General features: G+C 50.8%; 7 protein-coding genes. 6 read left to right on the top strand and 1 reads right to left on the bottom strand.

Annotated elements, in window-relative coordinates; genetic code table 11:
* Positions 1–305 precede the first annotated feature (305 nt).
* From ACR9Y8_RS04425 to ACR9Y8_RS04415, 3 genes are all read left to right on the top strand, one after another.
* Positions 306–965, top strand: coding sequence for a response regulator transcription factor (locus ACR9Y8_RS04425; RefSeq protein WP_481212024.1), 660 nt, complete (start codon positions 306–308; stop codon positions 963–965).
* A 252-nt stretch (positions 966–1,217) separates the two neighbouring features.
* Positions 1,218–5,579 (top strand): Calx-beta domain-containing protein, encoded by a 4,362-nt coding sequence (locus ACR9Y8_RS04420; protein WP_481212023.1) that lies wholly within the window; start codon positions 1,218–1,220, stop codon positions 5,577–5,579.
* Positions 5,558–6,553 (top strand): PorP/SprF family type IX secretion system membrane protein, encoded by a 996-nt coding sequence (locus ACR9Y8_RS04415; protein WP_481212022.1) that lies wholly within the window; start codon positions 5,558–5,560, stop codon positions 6,551–6,553. Before ACR9Y8_RS04420 ends, ACR9Y8_RS04415 begins: the two co-directional genes overlap by 22 nt.
* 4 nt (positions 6,554–6,557) lie before the next feature.
* Here ACR9Y8_RS04415 and ACR9Y8_RS04410 read toward each other — a convergent pair whose 3' ends face one another.
* The gene (locus tag ACR9Y8_RS04410; protein ID WP_481212021.1) at positions 6,558–7,169 is read right to left on the bottom strand and encodes a DUF1801 domain-containing protein; all 612 of its coding nucleotides are present in this window, start codon (positions 7,167–7,169) and stop codon (positions 6,558–6,560) included.
* Between the two features lie 345 nt (positions 7,170–7,514).
* On the opposite strand from ACR9Y8_RS04410, the gene ACR9Y8_RS04405 reads away from it, so the two are divergent.
* The 3 genes from ACR9Y8_RS04405 to ACR9Y8_RS04395 all read left to right on the top strand — a co-directional run bounded on the left by ACR9Y8_RS04405 (position 7,515) and on the right by ACR9Y8_RS04395 (position 12,730).
* Complete coding sequence (locus ACR9Y8_RS04405) at positions 7,515–8,366, top strand: glycoside hydrolase family 16 protein (protein WP_481212020.1); 852 nt, start codon at positions 7,515–7,517, stop codon at positions 8,364–8,366.
* 79 nt (positions 8,367–8,445) lie between these two features.
* On the top strand, positions 8,446–9,696 hold the full coding sequence (locus ACR9Y8_RS04400; protein WP_481212019.1) for a sensor histidine kinase: 1,251 nt from the start codon (positions 8,446–8,448) through the stop codon (positions 9,694–9,696).
* A 448-nt stretch (positions 9,697–10,144) separates the two neighbouring features.
* Positions 10,145–12,730: a TonB-dependent receptor gene (locus tag ACR9Y8_RS04395; RefSeq protein ID WP_481212018.1), complete on the top strand. Its 2,586-nt coding sequence runs from the start codon at positions 10,145–10,147 to the stop codon at positions 12,728–12,730.
* The last annotated feature ends 162 nt before the right edge of the window (positions 12,731–12,892 follow it).

The raw sequence follows: 12,892 nt of genomic DNA, 5'->3' as shown, positions 1-12,892 counted from the left end.
TAATTCGAATAATGCTATTTTGGGGGTTAGTACCTATTTTAAGCAATACTGTGCTTTTATCGTTTATTGATGCCCGTTATCTTGCATCATATTTACGTATGGAGGACATGTACATCTGAGCTTGATGTAAACCATTGTATAACAAAAATTTAAAATTATTTGGCGCATTTATCCCTTGCCCACGAATCAAACTATGGTAAACAAATCTAAACCGCCGTTGGCGTTAACATCAAAATCATGTGTAGCAGGGTAGCCGAACGCTCCGCTGATCCGGCCTATGCAGAAGTGTACAAACATATTGTCTGATGAATGAAGTCTCTCGTAAAATATTACTGGTAGACGGGAGTCATTCATTCATCAATCAAGTAACCCAGCTGCTGGAGTTGCAGGACTATAAGGTCCTTTCATCGCAGTCCGCAGAGGAGGGATTGCAGATCTGTTTGGACCAATTGCCTGATCTGATCATTTGCGGCTCCACGTTGCGTGATACAAGCGGACATCATTTCCTGATGGCAGTACGCGATGATCAGCGCCTGGCGCATATTCCGCTGATCTTCATCGGCCTCAGGGAGAGCCGTGAGGATATGCGTATGGCTATGAACCTGGGCGCTGATGATTATATGGTGCAGCCCTTTAAACGGCAGGAGCTCTTACTAAGTGTAAGGGCACGGCTCACCCGTTTTTCCATTTTCAGGGGCGAACGCCAGGTGTTTGAACCTGAACAGGACGAAGGCATGCCCGCCTCCCTGCAGGAGAAATATAACCTCTCTAAAACCGAAATACGGATCATTAAACTGATCGCTGAAGGAAAGAATACCAAAGAGATCGCAACAGATCTATACATCAGTGTTAAAACCGTCGAAAACCACCGGTATAATATTGCCCGCAAGCTCGGACTAAGCGGCCGGAACTCCCTTACCGAATACGTGATAAAAAATATTATTCAACGTTATAGAAACCTATGATCCCCAATAGGTTTAGTCTTCCAGATGATGCTATTTTTCATATCTTGATTAATTAATATTACTTTATTTAATAAATATTGCTAATTTTATATATTAAATATAGAAGTATATTGAGCCGAGCTTGAAACCGGGGGATTCCTATTTATATGTATTACAGTGAGTTATAGTATTTGCTATAGCTTATTTGTTACGCTGTTACCTATGAGTGCTATTCGTTATAGATCCTTATGCTGCACAATCGCTGCCGTTTTAATGGCAGCAGGTCAGCTGTTTGCCCTGGAAAATTCCGGGAAAAAAGACAGAAAAGGTACAATGGCGGAAACAATCAGCCTCGCCAACCCCAGTAATGCCACAGAAGGGGGAGTTTATGGTGGCATTGATCTGGTCGTATCCGGCGGAGCCGCCTCAGAAGATATCAGCGTGACTTTTACCGTAACAGGTAAAGCAATGGTTGGAACAGACTTCTATAACACCGGTTGGAGTGGAAGCACCACCATCTTCGCCGGAACAAATTATGCCCGTTTACAACTACAGGCCATTAATGACATGCTCGTGGAAGGCGATGAAGACGTTGTAGTGACTATTACCGGCGCAACAGGCCTGAGCGGCGGTACTTATGATATATCTCCCACCAACGGAACCGGAACCCTGCAGATCATAGACGATGACAATATAATATCTGCGTATGGTACCGGTGTGCAGGCCGCAGAGCCCAGCACAGACATCACGGTAAAATTTGCGCTTCCTGTCAATGTCACAGCTTCCGAAGATATAACGCTTACTTATACCGCTAACGGTACAACGGCCAGTGCAACTGACTTTGCGACGCCCGCAGGCACCATCGTACTGCCAGCAGGATCCAACAGCGTAATACTGACCATACCCATCGTAGATGACAAGATCATTGAGGGTAACGAAACGGTACTGGTCTCACTTACCAGCGCAACTGCCTCAACTTTTAATGTAAAGCTTTCCGAAAGTGCGTCCGTAAACTGCTCCATACTGGATGACGACTCTGAGCTTAGTATCAGCGTAGGCGGCACCATCAACGGTAAGGAGTACCCGAACTCTCCGGGCCGCTTTACCATCACACTGCCGCCAGGTGTAACTACCAGCCAGGTCATCTCTGTAAGATATACCATCAGCGGTACTGCCACCAGTGGCCTGGATTTCGCCCCGCTGTCCGGCACCGCCTACATCTCTGTCAGTAAAGGCAGTACGAATGTTATTATCACCGTTACTAATGATAATGTAATTGAAGACCTTGAGCATATAGTGATCACGTTGGTCAGCGGTACTTCAAAAGACCTGGCAACTTTCGCCATCAGTCCTACGAATGGCACCACGCAGGTGACCATTACAGATGACGACAACGTAGCCGCCAACCGTCAGATCAATGCCGAAAAAGTGGCAAATGGATCTGAATCTGCAGGAGACGGCAGCTTTAAATTGGCGCTGCCGGGCCTCTATACCTACAAACAAGACATGACCGTTACCTATACCGTTAGCGGTACGGCAACTCCAGGCGCAGATTATACGCCTTTATCGGGTTCGGCCACACTGGTAGGCGGACAAAACAGTGTACTGGTCACGGTTCCTGTACTAAACGACGCCCTCATAGAAGGAGACGAAAGCGTGATCATCACCCCGCAATCAGTAACTGTTGATACAGACGTGTTCACGGCAGGTACCGTTGATACCGTAATGATCATAGATGATGACGATGATAACCTCATTGTAGGTGTTAGCACGGCTGACCGCGATGCCAGTGAAGCGGGCGACACGGCTGCTTTCAAGGTAAGCCTGCCCGACGGCACTGCCGCATCCGCACCGGTGACCGTGAGCTATACAATAAGCGGTACCGCAGCAAACGGTACAGACTATGTTTCCCTACCCGGCACCATCGTGATCCCGGCAGACAGTAACAGCGTGAATATTACAGTGAGCGCACTGGATGATAACCTGGTAGAAGGGGATGAAAACCTGAGCATCACGTTGACCGGCGTTACCTCCACCTTGCCGTTCAAAATAGATATGAACGCGGATACTGCCTCTGTCAATATTCATGATGATGACAACATTAATATGAACGTTGTGGTGGGCGCCAGCATTCCCGCAGGAGCAGAGCCGTCCACAGCCGGTGAGTTCACCATTGGTTTGTCTTCCGGTAAACTCACCACCGCGCCCATTACGGTTACTTATCATACCGCAGGTACCGCGCTAAGCGGAACAGATTATACTGCCCTCTCCGGTACTGTCACTATCCCGGCAGGCAGCAGCAGCGCAGCGGTAAGCGTTCCTGTAGTGGATGATAACCTGATCGAAGGCGATGAAACCGTGATATTAATAATGGACAATGTCACCTCCGCATTGCCCTTCGTAGCAGGCACGCCTAAACAGGACACCGTTATTATTAATGATGACGACAATGTAAATATGAACGTGGTGATCGCTGCCACAAAGGACCAGGCAAGTGAGCCCGGCACAGCCGGCGAATTCACCGTCAGCCTGGCATCGGGCAAAACCACGCTCGTGCCTGTTACCGTTACTTATACAGTTAGCGGTACAGCTACCGCAGGTACAGACTATACCACGCTCTCCGGTACCGTAACCATTCCGGCAAACAGCTCCGGCATTACCTTCCCGGTAACAGTGAAGAATGATACCATCGCGGAGTCTGCCGAAACCGTCATCGCACAGCTCAACACAATTACGTCTGCCATGCCTTTCGTAAAAGGCGTTCCGGATAAAGATACTGTCACCATCCTGGATGATGATACCGAACAGCTGGTGATCGATGCCAGCGACGCCGATGCGGGCGAGCCCTCCAACGCAGGCCAGTTCACCATTCGCATTGTATCAGGTGCAGCTGCAACAGCTGATATTACCATCGATTTGCAGATAACAGGCACTGCCACCAATGGTACCGATTACACTACGATCCCGGCCAGTGTGGTGATGCCCGCAGGCAATAACAGTATCACCGTGCCTGTAGCCGTGCTCGATGATGATCTCGTGGAAGGCAATGAGAATATTGCAGTGCAGATAGTAAAGCTTACCTCTGCCGTGAAATATAGCATTGGTGGTAACAGCCTGGATACGGTGGTGATCACGGATGAAGATGATGATAACCTCCGGCTGGAAGTAGTGGCCTCCAAGGACGACGCAGCCGAACCTGGCACAGATCCGGGCAACGAAGGCGAGTTTACGATCCGCCTTGAATCCGGCAAACTGCCCACACAGGATATTACTATAGACTATGCCATGGGTGGTTCTGCAACGAACGGGACCGACTATAAGATTGTTCCTACCACGGCAGTGATACCAGCCGGTAGCTCCAGTGTTAAAATTCCGATAACAGTAGAAGATGATCCCAAGCCGGAAGGCATGGAAACCATCATCCTGACCATGAGCAAGGTGAGTGGCGGCGGTATGCCTTTCATCATTGGTTCCAATGCAGCAGCTACAGTAAATATTGCTGATAATGATACCGTGCTCACTTCCGCATGGATGAGTGATAGCCACGACCGCGCCCTGGTAAGCCCGGGCGATCGTATCACCTACGTGATCCACGTTTCCAACGGTAGTGACACAGATTATACTAATGTGGTGATCAGAGACCGTGTGCCTTTGCATACCGTGTTCGTACTGGCAGAAGGCGGTATTCGTCCGGACGCCAGCGGCCTGCTGACCTGGGTGATACCCATGGTGGCCAGGGGAACTACCACCACCCTTGAATTGCGTGTGACGGTGGCAAACGACCTTACGGGTGTTGACAGTATTGTCAATAACGGCACCATTGACTTTGGAGATGCCCTGGGCGAACAGCGCATGCATCCGGCGGATCCGCTGGATCCTAACCAGCCATTGCTTACCTCCGGGCCCAATGACCCGGCCAGCGTGGTCTTCGTCAATAAATCGGTCGGCATAGTCGCCTGGAAAACAGTGGCCACACAAAACAATACACCTACGGTAAAGGCAGGCGAAGACCTGACCTATACCATCATTGTACGAAATACCGGCGGTATTGCTCTTACCAATGTGTCTGTCATAGACACGCTCCCGGCCCATACCACTTATAAGAGCAATCCTTCCTGGGGTGTTTATGACGGTGTCTCCAATACTATCAGCTGGAACATTCCCAGCATGGCAGTAGGAGAGAGAGACACGGTGAGCTTCATTGTACACGTAGCAGAGAACCTGAGCGGCGTCACAGAGATCAGTAACCAGGCCACGGTAAGCGTTACAGATTCAACCACCCGTACCATTCCCTGTGAGCCCGGCAGCACCGGTTGCAGCGGCTTACCGGGTCCGACTATCGTGCCGGTAGAACAGGTAGCCGGTCCTGCAGTGGAGCTGGTATTCCCCAATGTATTTACACCTAACGGCGACGGCCTGAACGAATACTTCAAGATAGGCGGACTAGAAAGCTACACCGGCGCGGAACTGTATATATACAACCGCTGGGGCAACCAGGTATATGCTTCAAAAGATTATAAGAACGATTGGAACGGTAACGGGCTGAACGAAGGGACTTATTATTATTTGCTACGTGTAAAAACATCTTCTGAGGAAACGAAATCAATTAAAGGATGGGTGCAAATACTGAGATAGTGAACGGGCACGCAAAGCCTGGGAGAAAATTCCTGCACAGGATCTACCTGTGTATGATACTGCTGGGCTTCGGCTTCAGCAGTAGGGCGCAGCAGAATATTCAGTTCAGCCAGTACATCTTTAATGAGCTGACGATCAACCCTGCCTATGCAGGCAATAAGGAAGACTGGAACCTGAACGCCAGCTATCGTCAGCAATGGTCTGGTATCCCGGGTGCTCCCCGTACCGGCAGCGTATCGGTAGACGGCCTTTTCCGCGGAGATGATAACGACCGCAGGGTAGGTATCGGTGTGCAGGCCATGATGGATAAGCTGGGGCCGCAAAGCGCGATGTCTCTCTACGGATCCTATGCCTACCGCATTCCGATGGACGAGGAAGGCCTCAGCCGCTTAAGCCTCGGTATTGGCATCGGCGCCACGCAGTACAAGATCGATCCCACCACCTTCCAGTATACCGATCAGAATGATGTGGCCATCCCGGTGGCCGCCGCCGCTTCCATAGCGCCGGATGCCCGGTTCGGCCTCTATTATTACAACCCGACCTTCTATTTCGGCTTGTCTGTTATGGACCTGCTGTCTTCCTATACCAATACCAGCTATTCATGGAAAGGCTATAAATTCGAGACCATCAAAAAGGCGCCGCACGTGTACCTCTCCGGGGGCACCATTTTCGCCTTCTCCGATAATTTTAAGCTGAAGCCCTCCCTGATGGTGAAGTCAGACCTGAAAGGGCCGATCAATATCGACTTTAACTCTTTCCTCATCATAGCAGAAAAAGTATGGGTGGGCGGTTCTTACAGAACCACCAGCAATGCCAGCATCATGGCGGTGCTCAATGCGCCGAAGTTCAGGCTGGGCTATTCATATGATCTGAACATGAGCAACCTGGCAGGCGCGGGCCCTTCGCATGAGATCTCTCTCGGTATCCTGTTCCCCTCCGGCAGGAACGAAGATGCCGATCCCCGGTATTTCTAGGCGCTTATTTCTTCATGTATTTCCAGTTCCGGGGCTTGCCCTCCGCCATCCATTCTATGGCCGTATTCAGTCTTTTAGTGCGGGTATCTTCCGTTTTGGCTTCCGTTATCCATTCAAGATAATCTTTCTTATTGCTGTTGCTGAAATCTGCAAAGGTTTTGGCGGCTGCCTTGTTTTTGGCCAGCGCTCTTTGCAGGTAGTCGGGCACTTCCAGTTCCTGGGACTGTTTAGTCGCCCTGGCGGGCGTTTTGGCCCCCTCTTCGTTGAGCGCGGCCGCCTCTTTTATGTAGGCTACCAGCACCTTATCTGCCGGGAGATCTTCCAGGCTGCTGAGCTTTCCTAAATGTCCCATGGCTGTTTTCTCTCCCTGCTGCAACAGCTGCTGAGGGTCGGAGAGGAGGGCTCCCTTCCAGAACAGGAAGGCGCAATGCTGTTTAAAGGCAGCCATACCACATAATAAGCCCTGGTGCTCAAAATACGGCATCCCCCATTTAAGGGTCTCCTGTACCGCCGGGAGGGCCTTATGCACAAGGGCCCGTAAATGTTGCAGGATCGGCTGGGCAAATGGGGCTGACTTTGCGATATAGGCGTCAATGCGTTTATCAGTGTGCTCCATCAGGTGACAGTTTAAGCTCATCAAATGTAAAACTTCCCTGTCATTAACATCTGATTAATAAGCTGTTTCTTTTTCCGGGCGTAGATTTATAGAGAGACACATAAGATACTTTTATAGTCAGATGTTTCACTTGTATTGGAAAATCAAACCGCTTAGTCCTGAGCGGTTTTTTATTTGAAAGCAAGTCCATAGTCTATAATATAGTCCTGCATAAATTACAATCTCATCTATTGTCGATCTGACAATTGTTTACTATCTTGGAAATATACCAATTCATCGGAGCATATGCTATGGACCATCGACTGTGGACCATGGACTCCTTAACCCACCTCGAAAAACCACATTATGAAAACACTATTTAATCTCGCGCTGGCAGCAGCGCCCTTCTTTTTATGCACCTGCGAACGTACAGCACTTCCCGAACCGCAATTATCCAAACCCCTTGGCACGGCCAAGGAGCAATTCGAAACCATCATGGCAGACACCTGGGAAACCGTACTGGATGGCGCTACCTTTGACAGCTATTCCGCATTTGAAGCTGCCTGGAACTACCTCTACCCCTGGGGATCAGACCATAATGGCAGCGCCCGTATGTATGGCAGCAGTACAGACCATAACCACATTTACCTGGAGAACGGGGTATTAACGGAAAAGGCTGTACGTATCAGCTGGGATGAAGGCAACAGCAGCCATGATCCCTGGCTGCCCATCCGTTACCATTCAGGCGCTGTACATGCCAAAACGCATGTGCTGGTAAACGATCAGTTTCCCAACTGGGAGGTAAAGGGAGATTTCCAGGCGCCTTCCGTAAAAGGCTCCTGGCCGGCCTTCTGGCTTACAGGCGTGAACAGCTGGCCCCCGGAAAGCGATATCCTGGAGTTCAAGGGGGACGCCAACAACTGGCAGAATACCTTCCGCACCCCTTCGGATGTTACTAATACCATCACCGCAGTGTCCTCACCTGGCAGCTGGCATAATTACCGCGTATGGATCACAAAGGTGAACAGCACCGATGTGGACATCCACTATTATATCGATGGGACCTGGAAAGCGGTGCACCGCGGCAACTTTGTGGGTAAACCGATGTACGTGATCGTCAACCTGCAAATGGAAGGTTCCAGCGGCAGCCCCGGCCCCGGTGCCGACACGTACTTCCGCGCCAAAAATATTTACATCGGCCGCACACGTACCTACTGATCGCACTTTCCTGCTGTCCGGGTTGCTGGCTCCGGCATGATTTTTTCCGCATAAATGCTGTGGCGATATCTTTTTTGTTATGCTGGAATTAGAATCAGAAATGGACACAACCAATCCTGTTTTAACCGAAAGCGAGCACCGATACGGTCAGATTATTCAAGGACTACCGGCCGCTTTTTACACCTGTGACCCCAATGGAAAGATCAAATCATTCAACAAGGCGGCAGCTGCCTTGTGGGGGAGACAACCCCAGATTGGGATAGATTTGTGGTGCGGATCGTGGAAAATCTACCGCACAGATGGCTCATTGCTTCCACAGGACCAATATCCGATGGCGATCGCCATCCGGGAAGGTAAACCTATTTTAGGCCAGGAAATCATCATTGAACGCCCCGACGGCGTGCGCTGTAATATATTATCCCACCCGCAGCCGGTTTTTGATGCCGCCGGCAATGTGGTGGAAGCAATGAATATGCTGGTGGACATTACCGAGCATCGGAAAGCGGAGGAGGCCCTGCGGCTGAACGAAGAGCGCTACCGCAGCATGCTGGAACGGGAAGTGGACGAAAGGATGCATGAACTGAGACGCGTAAACTCAGAACTGGCCAAATCTAATAACGACCTCGAACAATTTGCCTACGTAGCCAGCCATGATCTGCAGGAGCCGCTGCGGAAGATCAGGATCTTTGCCGGTTTGGTGGAAGAGCAGCTGGACGATCCGGGGAAAGCCCAACATTACCTACGTAAAATCTCCGCTTCTTCAGACCGGATGATGACCCTCATACAGGATTTGCTCAACTTCTCAAGACTGAACCGTAACGGTCAGCCCCTGGAAGAAGTAGACCTGAACGGGATATTGCAGCACATCCTTAGCGACCTGGAGCTGGTTATCCACGAGAAACAGGCGGTGATCACCAGCCAGCACCTGCCAGGTGTCAGGGGAGAGCCACTGCAGCTGTACCAGCTTTTATATAATATCATCAACAATTCCCTGAAATTCTCTAACCCGCACGTGCCACCGCAGATCTCCATTTCCACCAGGGTGCTTCCCCCGGAGGAGGTAGCACTGCACGCATGTCTCAATCCCTCGCTGGAATACGTGGAGATCCTGCTGAAAGATAACGGCATCGGCTTTGCGCAGGAATACGCAGAACAGATCTTTACCATCTTCCAGCGCCTGAATGACCGCCAGGCCTACACCGGTACCGGCATCGGGCTGGCCCTCTGTAAGAAGATCGTGGCCAATCATCATGGCCATATCTACGCGGTTTCCAGGGAATCGGCGGGCGCCGCCTTCTATGTACTGCTTCCACGTATGCTGCCCGACTAAATTGTCTGGTGTACAGTTATTTTGCGCTGAATTTCACACAAAGGTTTTATGTATAATTACAGATGATTCTCTACTTTAGGCCATTGCTATAATACCATAGCGCGCACCATGCCGTTTGTTCCCGCCTGAATGAGCAAATTACTTTACCACGATAACCGCTTCTGTCACTGCAGCAAAGGAAAAAGATGTTTTATATAGCAATGAGCAATGAAAGCCGTACACCTACAATTGTTATCAGCCACGAGTGAGGCCTGCTGATACCACGCTAAACCCATGCCGGCCGGGAGTATGCATTACGCGTATATTCCCGGTGCGGTAATAATCTTTTTTATTACTACATAAAAAGTACTTATATTTAACTATAAGCGGAATCGGGGTCGTTAAGTATGTAACAACCAAAAAATTGCACCAACTTCTATCTACCTAAATCTAAAACCATTACCCCCTTATGAAGAAGAGCCTTTTCCTTGCATGCCTGCTATTGCTGGTACACCATGCTATTTTTGCCCAACACCTGGTTAAAGGTAAAGTCACAGACAACAACGGCTCACCAGTGCCCGGTGTAAGTGTATTTGAAAAAGGTACTTCTACCGGCACCAGTACCAATGCAGACGGCAGCTATCAGCTCCAGGTAAGCAACCAGAGCGCGGTGCTCGTGTTCCGTACCCTGGGTTATTCCATCCAGGAAGTGGCGCTCAACAGCCGGTCTACCCTTAATGTTACCCTGGTAAGCGAAGCCACCGCTATACAGGGCGTGGAAGTAGTAGGCAGCCGTAGCCTGAACCGTTCTGTTACGCAAACGCCTGTGCCCATCGATATAATTCCTATTTCAAAGATCACCAATTCAGTGGGTCAGCTGGACCTGAACCAGCTGATGCAGTTCGTGGCGCCGTCCTTCAACTCTAACCGGCAAACAGGCTCTGATGGCGCAGACCACATTGATCCTGCTACCTTGCGCGGCCTCGGCCCTGATCAGACCCTGGTGCTGGTCAATGGCAAACGCCGCCACCAGTCTTCCCTGGTAAACCTTTTCGGTACCAGGGGACGCGGTAATACAGGTACAGACCTGAACACCATTCCCGCCGCTGCCATCGAGCGTATCGAGATCCTGCGCGATGGCGCCGCCGCACAATACGGCTCAGACGCTATCGCCGGTGTGATCAACATCGTGCTGAAATCCTCTACAGATGAATTTACCGGCAATGTCAACGGCGGCCTTACCTCCAAAGGTGACGGCGAGAACGTCAACATCAACGGTAACTATGGCTTCAAGGTAGGAGACAAGGGATTTGTGAACGTAACGGCAGATTACCTGTACCGCAACCGCACTAACCGTGCAGAAGATCCCAAGATAGTGGGAGAGGACAAAGTGCCCAGGCGCTTTTACGGCGATGCCCTGATGGAGAACTTCTCCGCCATGTACAACGCCCGCATCCCTATTGCGGAAAATGCAGAAGTATACTCTTTCGGCGGATATAACCAGCGCTACGGGAACGCCTATGCGTTTACCCGCTATGCCAGCGATTCACGTAATATCCCTTCGATCTATCCCAATGGCTTCGATCCGCAGATCGTTTCCAATATCGGCGACCGCTCCGTTTCTGTAGGCGTGCGCGGCCTGCTGAAAGGCTGGAACGTAGATCTGAATACCACCTATGGCATCAACCGTTTCCATTATTACGTGGAGAAGACCCTGAATGCCTCGCTGCTGGAACGGACGCCCACCCGCTTTGATGCAGGCGGCTTCCAGCTCAGCCAGCAAACCACCGGCCTGTATTTTACCCGCTTCTTTGAGAACGTATTGCCCAAAGGCACCAACGTGGCATTTGGTACAGAATTCCGCGCAGAGAACTACAAGATCTTTGCAGGGGAAGAGGCTTCCTGGAAAGCATATGGCGCTTACGACCTGGTGCCCAATGACCAGGGCGGCGTGGACACCGTGTATAAGGCTGCGGGTTCCCAGGGCTTCCCGGGCTTCCAGCCGGCTAACTTTGCAGACGAGTCACGCACGAACCTGGGGGTGTATGCCGACTTCGAATTTAATTTCTCTTCTCATTTCATGATCGGCGCCGCCGGCCGCTTTGAGCGCTATAACGATTTCGGCAACACGCTGAACGGCAAACTGGCCATGCGGTATGAAATATCGCCGGCTTTGGCTTTCCGCGGATCGGTAAGCACCGGTTTCCGGGCGCCCTCCCTGGCCCAGATCTATTTTAATACTACCTATACCAACGTAGTAAGAGGCGTGGTGATCGAGAACCTGCTGGCCCGCAACCAGAGCAATATCACCCGCCTGCTGGGCGTAGAGCCGCTGAAGCAGGAGAAGTCTGTGAACGCCAGCCTGGGCTTCACCTCCCGTCCGGCGCCCGGTTTAAGCATTACGGTAGACGGTTACTACGTGAAGATCAAAGACCGTATTGTGCTGACCGGCGACTTTGACGCCGACAATGCCCCTGAAATAGCCGGCGACCTGCAAAGCCTGAACGTTAGCGTGGTGAAGTTCTTTACCAACGCCCTTGATACCCGTACCCTGGGCCTGGACGCTATCGTGACCTATTCCACCCGCCTGGGCGGTGATCACAACCTCACCACTACGCTGGCGGCTAACTTCAACGACCTGGAGACCGGTGATATCAAAACATCCCCCAAGCTATCGGGCCGTAAAGACATTTACTTCAGCGACCGCGAACGCTCCTTCCTGGTAGCTTCTGCTCCGCCCAGCAAGATCAACCTGACCTTCGACTACCGCTACCGCAGGTTCAATTCCAACCTGCGCTTCGTACGCTTCGACCGCATCAGGATCCAGAACTATGACCTCGAGTACGATGTATTCGACGCCAAGATCACCACCGATCTCTCTGTAGGCTACCAGATCACCAATGCACTGAACTTTGTAGTGGGATGCAGCAATATTTTCAATGTCTATCCCAACCGTCAGGATGCTACCCTTACAGATTCCGGCGGTATCTATGAGCCGGTGCAGATGGGCTTTAACGGTACTTATTTCTTTAGCAGGTTATCATTCAGATTTTAGGATTTAGAGTGTTATATTGTTTGAGGTTTGAAGTTATCAACCCCGTCATTGCGAAGCCCGAAGAGCCTTAGCGGTGAGCCGGGCTGAAGCAATCTTTTAGACAACAAACGCAATGACGGGGATGGAGACCCTCCTCCGCAATGACGGGGATGACTTCAAACT

The organism is Chitinophaga sp. SVR4-12A (genome assembly GCF_056754765.1).
The sequence above is the reverse complement of the archived record's forward strand: the minus strand, read 5'-3'. Positions and strand labels throughout refer to the sequence as shown.